Raw genomic sequence first — 23,574 nt, 5'->3', positions numbered from 1 at the left:
AAATGGATCATTATTTTGCAGCGGTTAAGAAATTACACAGCGCGCGTTTTTGAAGGCAACGGCAAGTATCGGCGTATTGGTCGTACACTTGACGTGTTCTTAATGTCACTGATCATGATCAATGTAGTGGCGATTGTTTTAGAGTCAGTCGGCCCTTTAGCAAAACAATATCATCACGAATTTTTAATGATTGAGCTGATTTCTGTCGGTATTTTCACCTTAGAGTATGTACTTAGACTTTGGTGTTGTGTTGATAAAAGCGCACATAAAGAAAGCCCGTTAACAAACTCAAAAATTCGTATTAAGTATTTCTTTTCGCCTATGGCGCTGATTGATCTCATTGCCATTTTACCCACCATTTTAATGGTGTTTGTGAGTGTTGATTTACGTTTCTTACGAGTACTTAGGTTGATGCGGATCTTTAAGCTCACTCGTTATTCACGCGCCATGCAACTACTTTTAAACTCATTTAAAGAAGAAAGCAGTTCCTTGCTTGCGGCATTTTTTATAATGGCTGTGGTGCTGATCATCGCTTCATGTGGTATTTATTTAATTGAACATGATGTTCAGCCCGATAAATTTGGCTCTATCCCTGCTGCAATGTGGTGGGCAATGGTCACACTAACAACCGTTGGTTATGGCGATGTCGTGCCTGTGACCCCCCTTGGTCGCTTATTTGGTGGCGCTATTACACTCGTTAGTATGGGCATGGTGGCAATTCCAACTGGTTTGTTAGCTTCGAGTTTTTCTGAGCAGCTACGAAAACGTAGACAAGTTTTTACCGATGCGGTACACGAAGCTATTGAAGATGGCCATCTTTCACCCGTTGAAGAGGAACACTTAGAAAACTTGCGTTATAAACTAGGGTTAAGTCAGCAAGAGGCGAACAAAGCGATTCATAACGAACTGAAAAACCGTAATCGTAGCCTTTATTGCCGCCATTGCGGAAAGCGCCAAGATTAACTAAAAGGGTAAAGCGTTTAGCTTTACCCTAAAAACTCATCGCTCCACTGTGTATCTAAAAGCGCTTTCACTTCGTCTCCCGCCACAGGTTTGCTGAACAAATAACCTTGGAAATACTCACACCCTAAAGAACGTAAGAATTGTAACTGGGTGCGATTTTCAACTCCTTCAGCTACACACTCTTTACCTAAACTTTTTGCAAGGGTAAGTGTTGAGTTAATGATAGCCTCATCGCCTTTATCGACTCCGATGTCATTAACAAAGCTCTTGTCTATTTTCAGTACATCGACCGGGAAACGTTTTAAATAGGTCAGTGAAGCATAGCCCGTACCAAAGTCATCCATATAAATACGACAACCTAGCGCTTTGAGCTTTTCCATACTTTGCTGCGCTTTATCCGAATCATGCATCATAACTGATTCGGTGATTTCAAAAACTAATGCACTCGCAGGTACATTAATTGCGCTTATTGATTGATGTATTTTTTCAACCAGATTTTCGCTTTCAAAATCAAGGGCGGAGAGATTAATTGAAATATATAAATCAGGATGCGTAGTACGCCACTGGCGCAATTCAATCAATGCTCTCGATAGAGTTTGCAACATAATTTTGGTAATAAGCCCTGAACTTTCTGCGGCATTAGCGAAGTCTTCAGGTTTATATTCATCATTACTCGGCCAACGTAGAAGCACTTCAAGCCCTGCAACTTGGCAAGTTTCTGCGCTTACTATTGGCTGATAAAAATTACAAAACTCGTGCTCTTGGTAAGCTTTACTTAACTGAGATTCTAAATGCAAAGTGCGCTGCACTTGTAAATTCATTTCTTGCTTATAGAACTGATAACACCCTTCAACATGACTTTTCGCGTGATAAAGTGCCACATTAGCTGCTTTTAGTAACGCTTTTGTGTCTTTTGCATCATCTGGGTAAACAGCAACACCGACGCTAAGGTTTACTTTTACCGCTTGTTGGCTCAGTTCAATATGTGTATCAACACAATCCATTACTTTAGCGCATAATAATAGTAATTCATCCAGCTGTTTAAAATCTTCAGCAAGGATCACAAACTCATCACCATCGAAACGTGCCACACTATCTTGCGGGCGAAGTACATGCTTTAAGCGCTTAGCAACTCGCTTGATTAGTTCATCTGATTCTTCGCGCCCAAGTGAATCATTAAAATGCTTAAAGCGCTTAATATTAACGTTTAATAACGCCACTTTTGTTTGATGATAATCAGCCTGTTCAATAGCGTGGACCACCCGATCATTAAACAAGGTTTTATTAGGTAGGCCGGTTAAAGCATCATAATTAGCGAGTAAATGTAGCTCACTTTCAGCCAGCTTTTGCGCGCTAATATCAGTAACAATAATCACATAGCTATCAAGTTGGCGGTTATTACCTGCTACTGCACTTATTTTTATCAATACTTGGCGCTTTTCACCGCTCGCAACTGAAACTACATCTTCTGCAGAGAAGTGCTCACCAGATTTAAGCTTTTGCATAATGCGCAAGTAATGAATTCGTGTAGGAATTGGCATCCCTAAGGTTAACGAGCGACTAGAACGCGGCTCAGCCGGAAAACCAAATGCATCTTGAAAGGATTTATTGGTAGCTCGAATACGTAAGTTTTTATCTAAGATAAATACCCAGTCTCGTGTTTGTTCGAATGCCGCACCAAACAAGCGAGCATTTTCTTCAAATACTAACTCACGAGTCATATTCGTATAAGTGCCAGCTACTTTTTCAGGAGCATTGCCTTGCCATTCAACCACTTTGCCAAAGTCTTTATACCAACGCCAATTACCATCGGCATGACGCAGCCTGTAAGTACAATTGAAATAACCTTTTTGAGTCGATAAAAACTCTAACCACTCTAAACGGAAGGTTTGCTTATCATGTGGGTGAATCTTTGCTAAATAATCATCTAAGTTTACGCTATCGGTCTCATAGCCGAGCTCATTTTTAAGACGTGGTTGATAAATAATTGGGCTTTGCGATGACCAATCCCATACACCTGAATGACTACCTTCAAGAGCGAGCTTTAATCGCGCTTCACTCTCTTTACTTTCTTTATGAGCTGCTAGCAATATTTGTTGCATTCGATTACGTCTAAATATCCAAGCAGCTACAAATAGTGCAACCAGAATCACATATAAAATAATGAAGTGTGGTGCGCGCCAAAGTGGGTATTTTACTTCGATATTCAAAATAGCGGGCGGCGTTAAATCTCCCGTTAATGGATCTTTAGCCCAAACTTTAAGATGGTATTTTCCTGCGCTGAGTTTTGGGAATAACACACGGTTGTTATTTCGTGTGTACGTTTTTTGGCCATCCCCAAGCTGATATTCATAAATAATACGCTCTTGATAATTGAATGCCATTGCCGAAAACGCAACTTCTAATCCTATATCATCATGCTCAAGGACAACACTGTCGATTGGCTGTTTTAACTCAGCGGGTAAATCACGAGACATCAAATCAAGATTAGTGATATTAACGTGATCAATTAAAGCTTGCTGATAGTGGTTATCCATTGGATAAAAGTAAGTAAATCCTTTTAACGTACCATAGACAATTTGCCCTGATTCAAGCTTAGTAAATGCACCACTATTAAACTCGGTTGAGAATAACCCCTCTGAGCCAGTAAACTGTTGAAAGTGCAGATTATTTGGATTTAGTCGCCATAATCCTTTGTGGCTACTCATCCATATCATGCCCGCTTCATCAAGTACCATATCGTAAAGCAATGTACCTAACTTATTCTTTTCTAAATCAATTGTGTAAATATGTTCATAAGTATCGGCATCTAAACCAATCAAACCAAAATTCGATAATGATAACCACAGTACATTGTTGTTATCTATGATGTATGACATCACATTCACAGCCACATTTTCGTGTTGCTCTGGGACTGTATAAATCGTGGTTAGTTCGTATGTGTTAGGATCTACTTGATAGAGAATACCTGCATTATAAAATAGAGGTGCCTCTGGGTTAGATGATAATGCAGGCAAAAAACCGTAAGCTAAGAACGGCTCAAACTCATCAAATTTACCGCCTAACCGGGTGACTTTTTGGCTATCAATATTATAAACAAACATGCCGTAATCAGGATGAACATAGTAAAGGTCACCCGATGGCATCAACAATATGCCATGAACCCAATCATTAATTAAAACCTGTTTCTCTGGATCTGCCGCTTTTACTGGTGTTGCCTGCCCTGTTTTCGGATCAAAACTTAAAACGCCTCGATTGGTATGTAACCATAGCTTATCTTTATAGGGCATTACTTGGTAGATACTAAACTCAGTTGTAATAAGATCGACTTGATAATCCTTTAAGAAAACCTCGCTTTCGTAAGTTTCTAAATCAACCGCTGTTAAACCATTATGCGTAGCAAGCCAAAGGCGATTTTGAAACTCTGTAATACTCCAAATTGAATGATGAGATAATCCATCACCCTTTAATGTATTGGCTGTAACATTGATAAAGTTGTAGTTATCATAAGATTGGTAAAAGGCACCGTCATTTTTGGTTGCTAGCCACATCCCACCAGAACGGTCTTTCACTATATCAATAATGCTGGTATCAGCTAGAGTATAGCCACTTTCTTTTAAGCGCATATTCTTAACTAACTCGCCAGTTTCTAGGTTATATTCAAATAAGCCCTTATCAGTGCCTAAGGTAACTGAGTTAGCCTCTGGAATAATCTTCCAAATATTCAAATCACTGATCAGTGATTTATTTTTAAAGGCGATGTCAGGAGTATCAAACATGGCTTGCAAATTACTAATATCTACCTGATATAGTCCTCTCACAGCCCCAACTAACAAAGTATTGTTGTTTATCACCGAGAATGACTTCACATAGTTTTGGTAGATGTGGCTTGGCTCATTTTGCAAATGTTCTAACTTACGGACCTTGCCAGATGCAAGTTCATAAACATAAGCGCCATTGCTAGTGCCCATAAAGATAAAACCTTGATACGCGTAAAGTTCACGTATAACACTGCTTTTTACCCGCTCAGGAATTTCAAAAATAGAGGTGATTTTTTTCGTTTCTAAGTCTAGCTTGGCAAAATCCCAACCACGCCCTAGCCATAGTGTTTTGTCATCAACCGCCACCATACTAAACACTGACTCAATAAAAATTTGCTCTTCAGTGGTCGGTTTAGCAATAAACTGCTGATAAGTGTCGGTGGTGGGATCATAACGGAATAAACCCGCTTGTAGGGAAGCTATCCAGATATAACCTTGCGGGTCTTGGTAAATACGGTCAATGATTGAGTCTTCAAGTTCACCATTAGGGCCTTTGATATGCACAACCTGATAACCATCGTAACGATTGAGGCCCCCTTCAGTCGATAACCATAAGTATCCACTATTATCGATGAGCATGGTGTTAACATAACTTTGTGATAAGCCTTCACTTGTTGATAAACGTTTTACCTGGGAAAAGGCAGAATGGCTAAACAAGCCACAAGTCAAAATAAAAAATAACGCTATACTGGAGAAGAACTTAGTCATTGACGTTCCAAATTGCTAACTTGGCACTGTGTCACGCGTAAAGTGCATCGCAACTACTTTTCGATGCGCATATACCTCAAACAACGATTGCAAAGAATTGGGTAATGTTAATGCATAGTTAAACCCATTTTGTAGATAAAGATCAATCAGATTTTGGTACACGAAGGTAAAAACGGTTCCTTTTTGTGCATCAGCTACAGTAGTAAGCAATTGTGAGGCTACCTTTTGACCCCGCCACATTTCATCAACATAAAGAGTAGACAAAAACAATTGTCCTGATTGGTCTTGAACCCGGCAGGCAGCAATTATTTCTAACTCTTTGTAAACAACCCACACCTGATCAGCTTTGGTCGCTCGACCACGGGCATTGTTTTTGTCATAAAATTTATTTACTAAGGGCGTTTTAATCGGCTCAAGTAAACAAAATCTGAAGTCTGCCATGTTAGCTCATTAGCGAAAGGTAATGCTCAAATTGCTGCTTAAGAAAAGCTTGCTCAGAGATAGGGCGATTGTTTATTGCAGTATAGACGCCCTCACGCGTGTTTTTTCCGCGCTTTATTTGATAGGCCCAAAAAGACGCTTCGTAATCCAATTGAATTTGATATTTTTGCTCTCGCGGCAATTTACATAAATTGAAACTCATACTTTCTCAGCAATAAATTTTTTGATTTAACAAGTATAACAAAATTAGACCGCTTTAATCGCTTTTATTAGGCTAAAAAGACCACGACAAACTTGATTTTGGAGGCACATATAAGTAGATTAACGAGCAATTTATGTACGCAAGGAATGCACGTTGTCGAAGTATCTTAATTACGGATTTGCCTTATTTTTGCTGCTTTTTTGCTTCTTAAGTAACGCCAGCACAAACTTACTGATTTTTAATCGTCCTGCCGATACACCACAAGCTCGCTATGTTATTGATTTAATGAAAATGGCTTATAAGGAAATAGGTTATGAGGTCCATATTATCGATTTCAATCATCAAAATGCTTTAGTGGCCGCTAACCAAGGTGTGCTCGATGGACAGTTAGGTCGCATTGCTGATGTTAAGGATAATTATCCTAATTTATTGAAAGTCGATTATCCGCTTTTTGATTTTAATTTAGTTCTGCTGAAAAATTGCCAGCAATGTCAATACGAAGAGCTCAAGTCTTTAGCAATTCAATCAAGCTACCCAGCTGCACAGAGTTATATCGAACGTCACCCATTTAATGGTGATGTTATCAAAGTCAGAAATGTCACTGCTCAGCTTAATTTACTAACACAAAAACGTGTTGAAGGGACAATATTGCTAGACTTTTTACTGTCAACTAAGCACCCAAACTTTAATCAAACAGCCTTTCATAAACAAGTGTTAATGCCAATGCAGAGCTATCACTTTGTTCACAAACGCCATAAAGCAATAATTCCACAACTGACCATGGTACTCAAAAAGCTTGATGAAAACGGTACGGTGCACTTTCTAAAATCAAAATACCACCTCACTGAATTTTAAAAATCAAAACCACCTTGCTCAGGGTTTGTTTGCTGCTGTTGTGCTTGCTGTTTTTTCTGAAGGTAACGTTTGTAACGCTGTTGGCATAAGCTAATCACTTTACGCTTTTCCGCGTTAGTAAACTTATTCCAATAAAAACGCTCATCCCGACTGCGATAGCAGCCTTTACAATAGCCTCGGTTATTAACTTGGCATATCCCTTTGCAAGGGCTTGGAATTTCAAATATTTCAATTTGTTGCATCACAAATGCCGGTTAATAAAGAATATTAAAAGTATAGCCTGAAAATTAACCATAAAAAAAGCCACTTTAAAAAGTGGCCTCTTAAACTAACTGTATCGCTTACTCAGACTCGCTTGTAGCAAGTTCTGCTTTACGATGAAATGGTTTTGCATACATCGCTAATACAAGAGGTTTTAACTCTTCTGGCACTTTCGCCATGCGCTCATTAAAGGCAGCGGCATCTTCTTCATCAATTATAGCTTGCGTGCAACCACCCGCTATATAGTTACCTGGGTGTAAGAAAAACGAATCAACTATTTGCTGATCAATCGTTTTTGCAAGCTCCTCAGGCGATTCACAGCCCGACTCAATTGGCTCGCCAAACGCTAAATGTACATGTCCTTTGGCTGTACTAAAGCCTTCAACAATACTGGCAATGTCTTCACCCTGCTGTTTAACATACTGACCATGTTGCTGTTTATGATAAAGCTCTTTCGCTTTAGCAATCGCACATGGCTCGTATTGATAAGAGATAGACACAGGTACAATTTTTAGTTCGCGTACGTACTCAGCAAATTCTTTCTTCTGCTTACGACCTTGTAACTGCAACATTTTAAGTAAGGCTGGATCTGTTTGATCAAAACCGTCTTTTGCTCGGCCTTCTTTTTGCGCTATCCAAATTGAGTGGCCTTCAGCGAGTGAGTCATAGATATAAGCAGACAGCTGCGACAGCGCTTTTAGCATCTCTTTGGGTGCTTTCGCTGAACGCTTCACAATAAAGCTCTTATTTAAACGCATTAACTCAGTGATATAAGGGATTTGCAGTAAATTATCACCAATTGCGATGCGCACTGTCGGCATATTGTGCTTAAACAAGCCCCAATTCACCAGCGCAGGATCAAGCACGATATCGCGGTGATTAGAGATAAATAAGTAGGCTTGTTTTGGATCTAGTTTATCTATGCCAGAAAACGTCACTTCTGAAGTCGTACGGGTAATTAATTTATTTAAATAATCAGCCACTTCATGCTGAACTTGCTCAACCGATGAGGTGTTACCCCATTTTTTACGCAGTTGGCTGCGTACCAATGGACGAGTAAGAAATGGGAAGTTCGATAAAAAGCGCGGTAGGTTATACTTAGCGATTACATCTACAAAGGCATTATCAGCAATCAAACGCGCTACTGAATCAGCTACTTCATCATCATTGTAAGGTCTTATGTCGGCGTATTTATCCACACTTTCACTCATTAAAAACTACTTAAGTTAAAAAACGGCACGCGATGCGTGCCGTTAAAAATAATTGGCGGATTATAACTCAGACAATTTTAAATGCGAACCGAGACGCGATAGTTAACCAACTTAAATCCCAATCAATGTAAAAAAATATTTTTATAACAAATAATTAAGTAATGCTCTTACCAGTTTGAGACGACTTTTTTAATACCATTTTGAGGACCAATCTAAGCATTAAAATCGCCAATACAATACCCGCTGCAAGACTTAACCAATGAGGTAAAACTTCATGCTCTTCGCCCATCATAGGCGCAACCACAAAACCATACTGCGCCACTAAATAATCGGTTAAAAAGCCAAATGCTAGCGCCGTGCCAATTACCCCTAATAGGTAGGCAAATACAGCTCGCTTGCCAAGCTCTTTTCCAACCACACCAAGCGTTGCAATATTAGTTGCTGGCCCAGCTAACATAAACACGAGCACCGCACCGGGGGACACACCACTGAGTAATAAGCCTGCCGCAATAGGTGTCGATGCAGTCGCACAGATGTACATAGGAATACTGATTAAAATGACCACCAGCATCGCAAGGATGCCATTACCCCACTGGCTTAAATAAGATTCTGGTACATAAGTTTGTACTAGAGCAGCAAAGAATAAACCGATCATTAACCAGATCATGGTGTCTTCAAGCAGCTTGTTACAACTAAAACTCACCGCGCGTTTCAGTTTGCTAAAACGACTTTCAACGGTTTTAGTTGAGTGCTCACTGCTACAACAGCTTTTCTGCGAAGGTGCTTCTTTTTCTGTTGAGCAACTGTGTTGCTGACCCTGTGTTGGTTGCAGTTCCTTGCTACTACAACAACTTGTTTTTTTAACAGGCTCAGGTTCTTTAAGCGTTTGCTTATTACAACAACTTTGCGCGGGCTTTACAGGTGCCTCTTTGCTGCAACAGCTTGATGCGGTCATAGGCTCTGGTTGTTTACTGCTACAACAAGAGTCTGTTTTAGTGCTTTCTTTATCAGATTGAGTACTTTGCTGTTGATGAAATTCACTGTCTTTACCTACTAAAACACCTGCCACAATCGCACTGCATACGGCTGCAATAGGGCGAATCACCGCCATAAATGGACCTAATAACACATAAGATACGGAGACTGAATCGACCCCAGTTTCAGGAGTTGATACCAAAAATGCTGTGGTGGCACTTTTTGACGCCCCCGCTCTTCTTAAACCGATTGCCGCAGGGATTACGCCACATGAACACAGTGGCATTGGGGCACCAATAAAGGCCGCTTTCACTGTGGTCCATAGGCCTTCTTTGCCTAAATGGCGATTAAGAAAGTTGGCAGGCAAATACACATTTAAAAGACCTGCGATGAATAAGCCTAGCATTAACCAAGGTGCTGAGAGTAAAAACAGGTGCCAAAAATTAATGAGTAAGTCCATCGATATCCTCCAGCGTCGTTAGTATCGAACAGTTTTCAGCAGGTTCTTCACCGCCACAACATTTATCTGCCAATAATGAAAGTGAGTCATAAAAGCGAGTAAGCTCTGCAATTCTTTGTGCAACGAGATCACGTTTTTGTAACGTCATCTCTTTAACTTCATGGCAAGAGTGCTGATCTTTATGAAATTTAATCTGAAGTAGCTCTTTAATCTCAGCCAAACTAAAGCCAACATTCTTTGCTCTGAGAATAAAAGCCATTTGCTTATAATCATCCTCAGAGTAAAAACGATATCCTACGTCTGAACGCGAACTTGGCGTTAACAAACCATGCTTTTCGTAGTACCTTAGCGTATCTGTTGAGACACCCAACTGACGGGCAAACTCACCTATTTTCATCACCGTCTCCATTGTGAAGCGTTTATTTATTATGCTCACTATAAACCTTGGAGTACACCCCAAGGTCAAGCAATAAATTAAAAAAGGAAAGCACATGAATATTACTGTCCTTGATGCAGCGACATTAGCCAACACTTCGTTAGATGCCTTAGCGCAATTAGGTAAATTAACCTGTTATGACTTAACCAGCCAAGAACAAGTTGTTGAGCGCAGCCAAGATGCAGATGTAGTTATCAGTAATAAAGTGGTGATTGATCAGCACGCCATGGCTAAGCTGACTAAATTAAAACTCATTTGCGTTGCAGCCACAGGTACTAACAACATTGACTTAGAGGCGGCTAAGAAGCATAACATTGCAGTGACAAATGTAGCGGGCTATTCAACACCAAGTGTGGTGCAACATACCTTTACTCTAATCACTAATTTATTGGGTAATACTCACAGATACATTAATGATTGTCAGCAAGGCTTATGGCAAAAAAGCCCGATGTTTTGTCGCCTAGATTACAGCTTTAATGAAATTGCCAGCAAAACATTGGCAATTGTTGGTTATGGGTCACTGGGTAAAGCCGTTGCCGACGTAGCACGAGTCTTTGGTGCCAAAGTCATCATCAGTGAGCGTAAAGGCCAAGCACCTCGTGAAGGTCGCGTCAGTTTTAATGACGCCCTAAAAACAGCGGATATTATTAGTGTTCACTGCCCGCTAACTGATGAAACTCGCAACCAAATAGCCGCGGAAGAGTTAAGAATGATGAAACCGTCAGCCATCATTATTAATACCGCCCGTGGTGGTATCATCAATGAAGCTGATTTAGCAGATGCATTGGCTAATAATATCATTGCTGGAGCTGGTGTTGATGTACTCAGCAAAGAACCCGCAGAGCAATCAAACCCGCTAGCACTCTACAAAGGGTCAAACCTATTGCTCACGCCTCACATCGCATGGGCAAGCCAAGAGTCTATTGTTCGCTTAGTTAACGAAATAGCTTTAAATATTCAGGCATTTAATCAGGGCGAGATGCGTAACAGGTTGGTCTAAAAGGCAATATATTAGTCAATAGAGCTAAGTAGTTAGTGACTTTTTACTTAGCCCCATTGCGCAAAATAACATTAACCCAATGATTTTATTAGAAATAAAATTTTTGGCAAGCAGTTTGCTATCAAGGTTTAACTATAAAACAATTTCTTAGGGATAAAAAACATGAAAAAAGCACTTCTAATTGCCGCTCTAACTGCACCATTTTTAACTGGCTGTGTCATCGCTGTTTCTGACGGTGAAGCCGACACTCATTGGGCTGGTAGTTCTTCTAGCTGGGAAAAACAGCATAAAAGTAACCGTGAAGTGATTTCTAATCTCGCATTAGATACAAGCTACCAAACCGTATTAAACAAACTGAATACACCTAACTTTACCGAGTTGTTAAAGCAAGGTGATGATGTTTATCAGGTATTATTCTATGTAACACATAGCATTCATTCTGATGGCAAGATGACTAAAGACGAGTGTACGCCACTCGTATTTAAAAATGATAAGTTAATTGGTGTGGGTGATACAATTTATAAATCGCTAAGTAACGGCTAATTAGCAAGCTAAAGTTAAGAGTAGGCTTTGCCTACTCTGATTCATTTACAGCGATCATTCTCGATACAATTTGATCTCGCCCGGCATCTTTAGCCTGATAAAGACCTAAATCAGCCTCTTCTAGCAAGGTTTGTTCTGCATAAACCTGACCATTTTCTGTGGTCGCAATACCAATACTAATTGTGACATGGTCGGCATTTAGCGACGCTTTGTGTAGAATGTTTAACTCATTCACTGCATTTCGTAGTTTATTTGCAAACGAGATAGCCTCATTGGCAAAGGTATTTGGAAGTACCGCAGCAAACTCTTCACCACCATAACGAGCAACAAAGTCACTGCCTCGCTCACACGCCCCAACTAAGGCATGAGCAATTTTTTTTAAGCAGTCATCACCTGCACGATGGCCATAGCAATCGTTGTAACGTTTAAAATGATCGACATCCATTAATAACACTGATAACGGAGTTTGATCTCGACGACACCGGCGCCACTCTCGCGCTAAGTTTTCATCCAAATAACGTCTATTTGGGATCTCAGTTAAGCCATCAATTGAGGCGAGCATTTCGAGTAAGTCATTTTTTTGTTTGATCAGCAGCTGATTGCGTACACGGGCACGAACGATAGCAGCACTAAATGGTTTCGTGATGTAATCCATCGCGCCTAATTCAAGGCCCTTAGCTTCGTCATCATGGCTGGTATTTGCAGAAATGAATATAACAGGCAACATACTGGTGGCAGCGTTTTCTTTTAACTTAGTTAGCACTTCATAACCGTCAATGCCTGGCATCACAATATCCAAGATCAATAAATCAACAGTCTCCGTTTTTAAAAACGTCAGTGCTTTTTCGCCACTCTCTACACAAAAAACATCATAGTCTTGCTGTAATGTTTTCTCTAATACCAAGCGATTTAACGGATCGTCATCAACAATCAGTACCTTGGCTCTTTTCAACATCAGTAGATCCTTGTTCAATGATAAATGCAATGACCTGTTTTATTTGCCATTGCAATTCATCATTTAATTGCTCGGGCAATTCGCCATCTGCTTTAAGCCTAGCTTCACATTGTTGTGCGCACGCTGACAATCGCTTAAAACCAAGATTGCCAGCTGATCCTTTAACATTATGAACTACACGAACCAACTCATTGGTAGTTTTTAATGTAGAGATTTGTAATAGCTGCTCAGCTGCCATAGTCGCAAACTTCGACAACATAGTTAATACTAACTTAGTATTATTTGCAAACTGAGACATTATAAAAGCTTGATCAAAAAAGACTTCTTTTGGCCTATCCAACTCACTCATTGCTAAAAATAATTTACTGGCAACAATAGGTTTAGTGAGATGCTTATTCATACCGGCCGAAATAGAATGCTCAATATCTTCGCTTTCACTGTGTGCAGTGAGTGCATAAATAGGCATTTGCTCTTTAGTGAAAGACTGACGAATAATACGCGTTGCCTGACAACCATCCATTTCTGGCATCTGAATATCCATAAAAATGAGATCAGGTCTGAGGCTTTTTGCCAGCTCAATGCCTTTTTCACCACTGTGTGCACACACAACAGTGACATCAATTTGCTCTAAAATGCTTTTAATAATGCTTAAATTTAGTGGATTATCATCCACAGCAAGTACTAAAAGTCCAGATAGATCAGTACTAGAAGGCAATGAAACCAGCTCTTTTTTCACAGGCTCTACGGCTTTATCGAGCTGCAAGCAAAAGCAAAATTCACTGCCTTTGCCTTTTTCACTTTCAAGCTTAATTTCGCCTCCCATCAATGCAACTTCGTATTTAACAATCGCTAAACCTAAACCAACCCCCTGATGAGAGCGCGTTAATGATTCATCGCCTTGGGTAAATGCATCAAATAAGCGGCTTTGATCGGCCTTACTAATACCAATACCGGTGTCTTTGACTGTAAAACAAATAAGTTGCTGCTCAGCAGATTCCTCCACCAGCATTAAGTTTAATGTCACTGTACCTTGCTCGGTGAATTTTACTGCGTTAGTGAGTAGGTTAGCTAATACTTGCTGCAAGCAAATTTGATCACCAACCAAGTTATCACTAATACTTTGGTCACATTTGACTTTAAACTCGATATTTTTATTCGCACATAAGGGAGCTGTGATCCCCTGACAGTAATCGATTAAATCAGGCACACTAAAAGGGGCTTTATTAAGTTGTACTTGCGAGCTTTCAGCGCGGGCAAAATCTAGCATACGATTTAATAAGGTAAGCAAGCTATTGGCTGCAGATTTTGCTTGCTCGGCATGGTTACGCTGCGGCTGTGTTAACCCTTGCAGTGCAATCACATCAATTAAGCCTAGTACAGCATTAAGTGGTGTGCGTATTTCATGACTTAGGTTAGCTATAAAACGGCTTTTAGCTAATGTTGCTCGCTCTGCATCATCTTTTGCTTGCACTAAATCCGTCACATCCTGTACATGAACAACATAGTAATCGGGTGTTTGCTCAGCATTCCAAACTAATGACACGCTAATTTGTAACCACCGCTGTTGCTCTTGCTGCTCAAGACTAAAGTGATAAACTTTTTTCTTCTCATGCAGTAACTCTGTCAAGGTATCCTTTAGCGTCTGATAAGATGGCTCTGCAAATAAGTCTATTAATTTGAGGTCATTGGCGTTTTCAATTGCAAAGATTCTACGTGCTGCTTTATTTGCTTGCAGCACCTGATCTTCAAGCGAAACCAACAGCACTCCATTAGCAGCATATTCCATAGCACTGCGTAATTTAGCTTCAGAGCTTTGTAATGCATTAAGCGCATTATGCTGCTCGGTAATATCACGACCAATCGCCATAGTGCCAAGAAATTGCTGATGCTCGTTGTAAAATGGCACAATGCTAAACAGATAACTACTATCTTCTGTGGTCAATCTTTTTTGATAAGCTTGGCGGTCTTTAAGCACTTGCTTTTCAAGCTCGTTTAATTCGCCGTTATCATCACTAATATCACATAATTGCTGGCCCACTAACTTCTCTTGTGGCAAGCCAATATAACGCTCATACGCCTTATTACAGCCTAAAAACGAGCCATCGATATTCTTAAAGTAAATAAGATCCGGCACGTTATTTAGCATAGTATTTAATAACGCTAAGTGACGCTCTTTCGCATCAATACTACGGCGCAATTGTTTTGACTTTACCTGTACTTGGGAATCAAGCGCTTTATTTGCCTCTTGTAAAGATTGAACGAGCTCCTCATTACGACTAAACACCTTTTTCACACGGCTGAACCAAGGCTGCCAATCAACAGGAATCCGATAATGAACTAACGCTTGTTTGCCTTCATCATGCTGCTCAAGGTAATTCATTAAGTGCGTCATCGGTTTTACAAAAATGCGCTGACTCAACCAAAAAACAGCGCTGAACATCATCACTAAAAAAACACTCAAAAATGCGAACTCTAAAAAGATGTCATAGCCAACTGGTTCACTAAGAGCTTGCTGTGATTCATAGAAACGAGTGTAAATAGGTAAGTTGGTAGCTTCTTGTACTAAATGACTATCGTTATTTTTGCGCATATCTACCGCGACATGCGGCCAATGTTCGCTGGCACTAATGGTCGTATTAAGCGTTGCCTTTGAGCTGGCAATAACTTGGTTATCTTGATTGATAAAAATATACTCACCATAGTTAGGCGCTATTTTTTTTAACCAATTAGAAATTGCTTCAAGATCATAAATCAACACAATGTAATCGCGACTATTAGCAGCTCTTTGCTTGCCAATTGCAAAATAGGCATGACCATTAATGGTCAACACTGAGCTAGAGGCAAGATTGTTGCTATTTATTAATAAAGGTCGAAATTTATTATCTAACACACTGGTCAGAAATTCACTTTTTGTTATGCTACGGCGCTTAATATAAACAAAACCTTGCTCATTAACATAAGCCACGGCTTCTAAAGATTGAATAAGTGACAGAGTGGTATTAAACGAGGGGCCGAGGGCAATAACTCGTCGCCATTGATTAATTGCATAAGCCGTTGAGGCAAACTTTCCTTGCCCGACTATCTCCCCCACTCCATCGCCCACACTTTGATAGTAATAGTGATCATATTGATTCACATTACGTGTCCAACTAGGATCAAAATCATAAGAAAGTGGCTGTTCATAAAGCCTGAACATGGTGTCTATGAGGCCATCCGCGGCATTCATCGCATGGGAAAGCTGAGCAGTAATATTATTAAATCCGTTTTGCCTGCTTTCTATCACTCGCTCAAGTTTTAAGTTATACAGGTGTAAACACAAAAAAAACGCCACCAGCAGCGGCACAATAAGTGCCACTGCCAAAGAGCGATAATAATGCTTTAATGGTAAAAAATTCACTGGCTTATATGTACCTTACCTCGTTACAGCTAGGTTAACGAGGCATAAGTATACTGGCAAGCTATAAATTTTCTTCAGCAAAGCTGGCTAACCTGCTACGTACTACACCATTTAAGTTAACAGTAGCACTGCCCTCAAAATCTTTAAAACGTTCAACAATATAAGTTAAGCCAGAGGTCACTGGGGTCAAGTAGTTACTATCGATTTGCGCAAGGTTACCTGAGCAAATTAGCTTAGTGCCTTCGCCACAGCGAGTGATAATAGTTTTCAACTGCGACGCAGTTAAGTTTTGACTCTCATCCAAAATCACCCCCGAATTGATATAATACTATCATACCCTCAATAAACTTGAACAAAAAAGTTTTTACACACATACTCTAGCTAAGAATCAAAGGTGAACGAAAATGATACTTCGAAATACAACAAAAACTAAAATAATTAAAACATCAGTCAACTTTGGAAAAGGAATGTCTTTTCACCTCGATAAATCAGGGCAACCTATTAAGACTGAAAAAGGCATCAGAACTCACTCATATAGGCACGATAAAATAGAACCTAATTTTCCAGTGCTATATCACCCGACTCGCTTCACCGAATGCCAAGAAATGAACTTATTTTTAATGCACCGCTTTGAAGGTCATTTCAGTCTCAAAAAGAATCAAATAGACAATGAGGCTTTTAGTGACGCTTATCATGCCAGCCAACCGGGAAAGCCATTAGATGTTAAGTCTGTTCGCAGTATAGCTAAGCACTTAAAAGCTTTCTTAGATTGGTTGGATAAAGATGATGCATCCTATTTTGAAGTAATAGCTGCACCACTTTCAAAACAATCTGTAGATGATGATATTTCTAGGTTACCTGTGTGGAGATATCACAAACATTTATGTGAAAGAGTCGAAACCAAAGATAAGTCTAAACGCATAAGCTTTAACAGCGCTCAAGAACGAATTAGAGCTGTTAAAGCATTCTATATATGGAGCCATAAGCGCGGAGCTATAGATAGCCTCCCCTTCTCACTTGAATACAAACAGGTACGTATTAAATCGAAAGCTAAATCAGGTGTCAGTTCGTTGTTTCAATTACCTACCAGCAACAATCGTTCTGGGGGCTTATGGAAATGGGTCAGTAATTTGAGCATTCCAAATACATTGAAACAAAAAGAAGACTCACCAGACAAAGGTCTACAACCATATTCTCCAAAAGAACTTAAACAGTTACTGGAGACGAATACAGCTCAAAAAGAGACTTATAAACTTTATTTGCAGTGTGCCTTGTTAGGTGGACTTCGATCTTTTGAAATTTCGGCCATCGACCAGAAAGACCTCTTTAACCCTGATGAAAAAGAAAACGAGAAACGTATTCCAAAATTGAACATTGTACGAAAAGGACATAAGCCAGTGAGATTAACAATAGCGCGAGTTCTAATGAAGCTTTTGTACAATCACACTTTGACAATTCAAAATATGAAGCGACGTACCAAACATGAGACTAATCATGGTATGGACAATAGCGAACATCCGCTTCCTTTGTTTATGAATAGTTCAGGATCGCGGATAAGCGAAGATACACCGGGGAATACTATTTCCATAGTTAGAAAAGAACAAAGGAAGCAGGGATTAGAAATACTATTACGCACATTCCATGACTTACGCGCTACCTTTGCTACTTATGTCGCTAAATACCTAATTGACAAAGGTGAATCAGAAAGTTCCATCCGACAAACACTAATGACTTTGATGAGTCACGAAAGCTTTAAAACAACCAAACGTTACATCGACTTTGCCAAAAGTGTATCAGTGGATGCATACGGAGCGATGTCAGAGTGGGTAAAAGATATCTACGGTGATGTTAACGAATTGCTTATGCGTGAGGCTGAAGATGCTACAGCAAGTTAAAACGCGGAAGTCCAATCGTATTCCTGCTAGATTTAAACCTCATTCAATTGTTCTAGCCGAACAGTTAGACGTTTTATTTAACAGGGCATATGACAAAGAAAGCAATATTAGCACAGGTGACGACACTGCTATTTCAATGAGTCGCTTGCGGAATGCTTGTGTCAGTTTACAGCACATTCTTCCTCTAGCCCTTAATAAGGTTAGTGCAGATACTGCGACATCAATTCAAACTTCGGGATTAAATGCTCTATCAGACTTTGAAATTTGGCAAGAACTGGAATACTTTTGCATTAATGAAATAAATGATGTCAAGCTACCTAGTTATGCTACTCGTATAGAAGAAGCTTTAGAAAACATAGCTAAGTTTCATTTTTATGATAACGCTATCAACGCTCCTTTTAGGCTAGTAAATGGGGCTACTTCAATCGACATAACTAAATTATTCGAACTTGAATTCCATCAAGTAAAAGAGACTCGTAAATTACTAAAAAAATATCTGGACTATCTCGTCCTTCCAGAATTAAGCCTCAAAGATTCTTCTATTAGAGACAACATCCTCAAAACTGCGACTGCTATTATAAATATTTGTCTACATGATACTTTTAAGAATACTGAACGCGTCAAACTGCCATTATTGGCAACATTAAAGGATAGGGAATTCGTTTCATCATTTATATGCAATCACAACTTCCGTACTTTTTTAAAATTTATACTACCCGATGTGTGGGGTAAAGCTAGAGTCAATCAATTTAAAACTGAAGCCGAAGTGATAGGGTATGCACAAAGCATATCATCCAAATTTGGCAATGAAGTTGATGCTTTTTTGAAAAATCAGATAGCAAGCGCTTCGGAAGCTAATACAACAAGAGTTAGATCCTCAACTTTATCATTTCCAAGGTGGTTGAATAGTGCTGGTAGCGTAGCATCACCAATAATTAAGCTGCTTAGTGAGCGTGGAATTCAAGGGTTTGCAGAAAATGGCCTTCAGGGATTTAAATACCTTTATAAGCATTACCAAGAAGAAACTCAAAATAACCAGCAGTTTTTACTGCTACTAAACGCTGCATTGGACCTTTACCACTTTGTTACGGGTGAAAAAATCGCAAAGGAAAGTTTATTACCCTACTCATTGGGCTATTACCTTAAAGAAAGTGACACTACCGAATGGCAGAAGCATGAGTGGGTATATGACAATGCCTATAAATTTTATCAAAACCTAGTCGAATACCATAAAGTTTTTACAAAGCGAATTGATGGCGAGAGCATAGGCATCGTCACTCTCAAAGGTTACATAGGTAGTATGGCTAGAGCATTGAAAGAAAATGCATCATCATTAACAGATGAACAAATGAAGCTTATTGCCAATCATGGGGTTCATGCTTTTGTTGAAAATAACTGTGAGATACTAAAGGCTATAAGAGAGGCAATTCAACTAAAATCAAAACAAGGCGATTTGTCGGTTTTTGTTGGTAATCAATATCAGAGCGCTATCGACAAATTACTATCGTTTTATGGTCTAGATACTATTAAAAGCTTTCCGGTCAACACCGAATTAACTGCACAACATCAAGAGCAACTCTCTCAGAATCAAGATAAGCTCTACTCATATAGAGAAGTAGTAGAATTAGCATATTACATAGAAAAAGGGCTTTCTGAGACCTTACTCACAATTAAAGACAAAGTTACACTTTATGCAGCAAAAGTCATATTGAAAACTGGTTGGAATTCAACTCCTACGCTAGAGCTTGATACTGACGACTTATTTTTCTTTAACACGCCATTACATTCAAGTAAAACTCCTGCTCTTCGTTTATTTAAACGCCGAGCTAATTATCAAACACAATGGCATAAATTTGAAATTAAAGCCGAAGATCTAGAAAAAGAAGGCGTCTTATACGGCGACGTTGTCGAACCAGTAATATTTGATATTAAGGCTGCGACTAAACTTACGTCTATTTACCGCCCTTCTATTGAGAACCTATCAAAAAGAATTTTTGTTTTTCCCAAAGTAAATAGTATTGGAGAAGTAAAGATTCAATTATTAACAGCATCACGTTTCAAGACCACTATAGATAGGATATTGACTGAGCTTGGGTGTGATATCGTATTTAATTCGCAAAAGATCAGAAAATCAGGGCTTAACTACATTTACCGAAAAGTTGCCAAAGAATTTAAGTGGTATCAAAAAGCTGGCAAGCACTCTTATGAAACGTTCTTGCGTCATTATTTAATGCAAGATAACAAAGATGTTGCAATGACAATCAACAGAGCGACAAAAACAATGGCAGACTATTTTGTTCGCGATGTTACCGACAAAGTAATCATTTTGCAGACTCCACCAGAAGACGGTAAAAAAGTCCCGAATGGCACATGCATTAACTCAAAAGATAAATCCGCAGTAGTGGCATTCGAATCACAAAACAGGAAATTATTAGACCAGCGAGATACAAACGAGCATGCATGTGCCGACTTTAACGCATGCTTGTGGTGTCCGTTCTATCGCTGTGTTGCTGACGCATTGCATGTTTGGAAACTTTTGTCATACCGGGATTTTGTTGTTGCTGATATGGAAAACTCAGCCGCAACATTTGACTCTATAACAGAGCAACTGGAAAACATAGAGCAGTTGAAAAATAGGGTTAACGAAATATTAGCTGATATTGCCAAGCTTAATGCTCAAGCTGTGACTGATGGAAAAGAACTATTGAGAACAGAGGGTATTCATCCTCATTGGAAAAACACAGGTTTGCTATGACCAAAGAGATAACTAAAACAAAACTACTTGATATCGCTGTTGTAAAAACACATACAGGTCAAATCACTATAAAACCTTTGGTTCAGGTGTTAGAAGATTTTAAAGTTGATGATACTAGCGCTTTTAATTCGATTGCTTTGTGGGAAAACAGAGCATTGAATATTGCTAAACATGGCACTATTCACTTTGGCGATGACACTTGGATAAGCTATGAAGAAACGCAAAGAAATGTGAATTTTAAAGGTGTTGATGAATTAGCATATCAAATTCGAATTTATTCACTAATTAAACTCACACATGGTGATATTGTAGGCGGTAAACCTCTAAAAATCTCTACACTTCAAAATGATGTAACGTATCTAAATTTATTTGCAGCCTTCTTAAGACAAAGAGGTTATCACTCATTTCATGAGTTGGAGTTCAAATCTGACTTAGTTATTAGGAATCTCATAAAAGACTATTTATATGAAGTCAGGAAAATAGCTATTTACAGACAATCACACTCATTTACTAAACTATTTGACGTGCAGCGCAGCTTTCGTCTTTTTGGCCCTAAGGTGTGTAGTGTTTTTATTGATGTACTTAACCAACTAAACGAGTTACACCATCCGAGACCAGTCACTTATTCGCACCCTGTCATTCCTACTAAAGTAATGAAAAAAATTCTGAAGTTTGCAGAAAAAATAGTTGAAAACTCTAAGGATAAGATAGAACGATGGCTAGAATTAAATGCACGCTTAATAGATAGTTTAAATGAAGGCTCCGTTGAACCACCGCCCAAAATTAGTACAGGTGAGCTAATAGCAAAACATGTAAGAAACTTACCCGATGAAGTGGAATTCATTCAATTATCCGAAGAATTAGAAGATTTAAAATTAGCCACATACATTAATATCTTGGCCTATACAGGCATGAGATATAACGAAGTACTTACATGCAAGGTTGGCTGTGCCAATTACAAAGATGATATTTATTACATTACGGCAATCATGACCAAAACCGACAACAGTAAGGTTGAGATGGAATGGTTTTCAAACGCTGAAGTACATGAGTGTGTTGGTATTTACGAAAAATATGTGTTCGGTATGCAAGAAAGGGCAAAAGCTGTACTTTCTTCATGCAGAGCCAATATAACAAGTAGTCAAGCACACAACTTGAAAGAAGGGTTAGAAAGAAACCGTCTTTTCGGGGTTTCACATAGTAGCTGTAGTGTTAGTTTTAGCGATGCTGGGCGATTCACAAAATTTGAGGTTAAAAACAGTGAAAACATTGAGCTTTTTGACTTAACTCTAGACGATGATGATATAGCAGAGCTTGAACGCCTTGAATCTAACTACAAAGAAGTTAGAGGAGAGAATAGAGGTGTCCCATACGAAGAAGGCGATACGTTTAGATTAACCGCTCACATGTTTCGACATACGTTGGCCTACTTTGTCATTGCCAATAAATTAGGTGAGCTTGATGATATTAGATATCAATTTAAACATTTAACCAGCCTAATGACGTTTGTTTATACTCGAAGAGCATTTTTGGCCTCAACAACTTTAATTAAAACTACTGAAGAGTTTAATGAGATTTTAATTGACCGTGTTGCAGAAGAGTTAATAGATGAAGCCGAGTCACAATCACTTAAAGGTGGTGCTGGTGAGCAAATTAATAAAACATCTAAAGATCTGATAATAGGTATTACTGATAGTCAAAGTAAAGATTCGACTGTGATTAAGCAGATCCATTTCAGTTCAATTGAAGAACTGAAAAAATTTCTCGTCAAAAATATTAAAAACATACGTGGCTTGCCTACGGGGTACTGCACTGCGGGAGAAGCTTGCAAGATAAAAGGAGCAGGAATCCCTAGTGGCTGTGTGTATTGTGGTAGTAAAATCATTACCAAACGCCACAAGGTCAATTGGCAAGTGATAAAAAAAGATGCGACCCAGAAACTAGAGGCATATGCAGCATCAACCACAGAAGAGCAAGAAGATTACGAGCTATTTGCTATTCACTGGAAAAATAATATAGCAGCAGCTGACTATGTATTAGATGAAGGCAAAGCGCATACAAACCAAGGAGAACAAGCATGAGTAGCGCATATGATGATATAAAACGTGCTTTTGAAGAGATGAAATCTGATGGCAGCAAGATAACCAAAAATGCAGTAGCAACGAGAGCTAAAAGAAATATTGCGAATCTATCTAAAGAAGAAGAAAAATGGGTAAAGTTACGAGAAAGTATTGAAAAAGCTCAATTAACTTGGGAAGAAAAAAATAAAGATAATTTAATAAAACAACTCAGAACAAAGGTAGCCGAACTAAAAAGCAAGCTTGCTAAAGAAAAGCAAAAAAATAATATCGGCACTAAGGAAATCGATAATAAAGATACAAAGTTATTAGTGTTGTTGAGTGAAATGTACGCAGAAATAGATAAGCTCAAACTGATTAATGCCGATTTACAAAATCAACTTCAGCATTCAGGGCAACATACAGAAATAAGAGTGGATACGTCTACTGGTGAAATTATTGAATTAGTTTCAACGAAACAATAGATTAGATGTAGTAGCTCATATCTCAACTTACAGTTTTGTTGATTAGGCTTAGACTTCACCTGACAGGCAGCAAGAGCGAACAAGAGACGGTCAGAGTGATCTGGATATGTGAACTTAATTCTACAAAGAGGACGCTTAGCGACCCCGTTCATGC

Annotated in this window: 17 protein-coding genes and 1 pseudogene; 8 read left to right on the top strand and 10 right to left on the bottom strand. The window is 39.1% G+C overall.

Annotated features, from left to right (window positions below):
• Positions 1–12: 12 nt before the first annotated feature.
• Positions 13–963, top strand: coding sequence for an ion transporter (locus HYD28_05655; GenBank protein QLE10496.1), 951 nt, complete (start codon positions 13–15; stop codon positions 961–963).
• 23 nt (positions 964–986) lie between these two features.
• Here the strand turns inward: HYD28_05655 and HYD28_05650 are convergent, their stop codons facing one another.
• The 3 genes from HYD28_05650 to HYD28_05640 are packed head-to-tail and all read right to left on the bottom strand — an operon-like array spanning position 987 to position 6,135.
• Complete coding sequence (locus tag HYD28_05650; protein QLE08488.1) at positions 987–5,492, bottom strand: EAL domain-containing protein; 4,506 nt, start codon at positions 5,490–5,492, stop codon at positions 987–989.
• Between the two features lie 15 nt (positions 5,493–5,507).
• Positions 5,508–5,933, bottom strand: coding sequence for a GNAT family N-acetyltransferase (locus HYD28_05645; protein QLE08487.1), 426 nt, complete (start codon positions 5,931–5,933; stop codon positions 5,508–5,510).
• Position 5,934: 1 nt separating this feature from the next.
• On the bottom strand, positions 5,935–6,135 hold the full coding sequence (locus tag HYD28_05640) for a DUF3283 family protein (GenBank protein ID QLE08486.1): 201 nt from the start codon (positions 6,133–6,135) through the stop codon (positions 5,935–5,937).
• Positions 6,136–6,420: 285 nt separating this feature from the next.
• Between HYD28_05640 and HYD28_05635 the strand changes: the two genes are divergently transcribed.
• On the top strand, positions 6,421–6,990 hold the full coding sequence (locus HYD28_05635) for a hypothetical protein (GenBank protein ID QLE10495.1): 570 nt from the start codon (positions 6,421–6,423) through the stop codon (positions 6,988–6,990).
• Here HYD28_05635 and HYD28_05630 read toward each other — a convergent pair.
• The 4 genes from HYD28_05630 to zntR all read right to left on the bottom strand — a co-directional run bounded on the left by HYD28_05630 (position 6,987) and on the right by zntR (position 10,294).
• Positions 6,987–7,232 carry a DUF1289 domain-containing protein gene (locus tag HYD28_05630; GenBank protein ID QLE08485.1) on the bottom strand — a complete coding sequence of 82 codons (246 nt, stop codon included), beginning with the start codon at positions 7,230–7,232 and terminating at the stop codon, positions 6,987–6,989. The two genes, HYD28_05635 and HYD28_05630, sit on opposite strands and share 4 nt — an antisense overlap.
• A gap of 99 nt (positions 7,233–7,331) precedes the next feature.
• A complete protein-coding gene (locus HYD28_05625; GenBank protein QLE08484.1) occupies positions 7,332–8,462 on the bottom strand; it encodes a 1-acyl-sn-glycerol-3-phosphate acyltransferase in 1,131 nt (376 codons plus the stop codon).
• 154 nt (positions 8,463–8,616) lie between these two features.
• Positions 8,617–9,897, bottom strand: coding sequence for an SO_0444 family Cu/Zn efflux transporter (locus HYD28_05620; protein QLE08483.1), 1,281 nt, complete (start codon positions 9,895–9,897; stop codon positions 8,617–8,619).
• Positions 9,881–10,294, bottom strand: coding sequence for a Zn(2+)-responsive transcriptional regulator (gene zntR, locus HYD28_05615; protein QLE10494.1), 414 nt, complete (start codon positions 10,292–10,294; stop codon positions 9,881–9,883). Before zntR ends, HYD28_05620 begins: the two co-directional genes overlap by 17 nt.
• Before the next feature lie 94 nt (positions 10,295–10,388).
• Between zntR and HYD28_05610 the strand changes: the two genes are divergently transcribed.
• Positions 10,389–11,333, top strand: a complete 945-nt coding sequence (locus HYD28_05610; protein ID QLE08482.1) for a D-2-hydroxyacid dehydrogenase — start codon at positions 10,389–10,391, stop codon at positions 11,331–11,333.
• A 162-nt stretch (positions 11,334–11,495) separates the two neighbouring features.
• Positions 11,496–11,876, top strand: coding sequence for a DUF3192 domain-containing protein (locus HYD28_05605; protein QLE08481.1), 381 nt, complete (start codon positions 11,496–11,498; stop codon positions 11,874–11,876).
• A 31-nt stretch (positions 11,877–11,907) separates the two neighbouring features.
• On the opposite strand, the gene HYD28_05600 is transcribed toward HYD28_05605, so the two are convergent.
• From HYD28_05600 to HYD28_05590, 3 genes and pseudogenes are all read right to left on the bottom strand, one after another.
• On the bottom strand, positions 11,908–12,831 hold the full coding sequence (locus HYD28_05600; protein ID QLE08480.1) for a diguanylate cyclase: 924 nt from the start codon (positions 12,829–12,831) through the stop codon (positions 11,908–11,910).
• Positions 12,800–16,228: a response regulator gene (locus HYD28_05595; GenBank protein ID QLE08479.1), complete on the bottom strand. Its 3,429-nt coding sequence runs from the start codon at positions 16,226–16,228 to the stop codon at positions 12,800–12,802. Before HYD28_05595 ends, HYD28_05600 begins: the two co-directional genes overlap by 32 nt.
• Positions 16,229–16,289: 61 nt before the next feature.
• Positions 16,290–16,547, bottom strand: a pseudogene (locus HYD28_05590) (PhoH family protein).
• Between the two features lie 85 nt (positions 16,548–16,632).
• On the opposite strand from HYD28_05590, the gene HYD28_05585 reads away from it, so the two are divergent.
• The 4 genes from HYD28_05585 to HYD28_05570 are packed head-to-tail and all read left to right on the top strand — an operon-like array spanning position 16,633 to position 23,420.
• Positions 16,633–18,123 (top strand): site-specific integrase, encoded by a 1,491-nt coding sequence (locus HYD28_05585; protein ID QLE08478.1) that lies wholly within the window; start codon positions 16,633–16,635, stop codon positions 18,121–18,123.
• Positions 18,107–20,878 carry a hypothetical protein gene (locus tag HYD28_05580; GenBank protein ID QLE08477.1) on the top strand — a complete coding sequence of 924 codons (2,772 nt, stop codon included), beginning with the start codon at positions 18,107–18,109 and terminating at the stop codon, positions 20,876–20,878. The genes HYD28_05585 and HYD28_05580 overlap by 17 nt, the downstream gene beginning before the upstream one ends.
• Complete coding sequence (locus HYD28_05575; GenBank protein QLE08476.1) at positions 20,875–22,959, top strand: hypothetical protein; 2,085 nt, start codon at positions 20,875–20,877, stop codon at positions 22,957–22,959. Before HYD28_05580 ends, HYD28_05575 begins: the two co-directional genes overlap by 4 nt.
• Positions 22,956–23,420 (top strand): hypothetical protein, encoded by a 465-nt coding sequence (locus HYD28_05570; GenBank protein ID QLE08475.1) that lies wholly within the window; start codon positions 22,956–22,958, stop codon positions 23,418–23,420. Before HYD28_05575 ends, HYD28_05570 begins: the two co-directional genes overlap by 4 nt.
• The last annotated feature ends 154 nt before the right edge of the window (positions 23,421–23,574 follow it).

The organism is Pseudoalteromonas shioyasakiensis (genome assembly GCA_013391845.1).
GTDB lineage: Bacteria > Pseudomonadota > Gammaproteobacteria > Enterobacterales > Alteromonadaceae > Pseudoalteromonas > Pseudoalteromonas apostichopi.
This window is presented reverse-complemented; position numbering and strand designations above follow the sequence as displayed.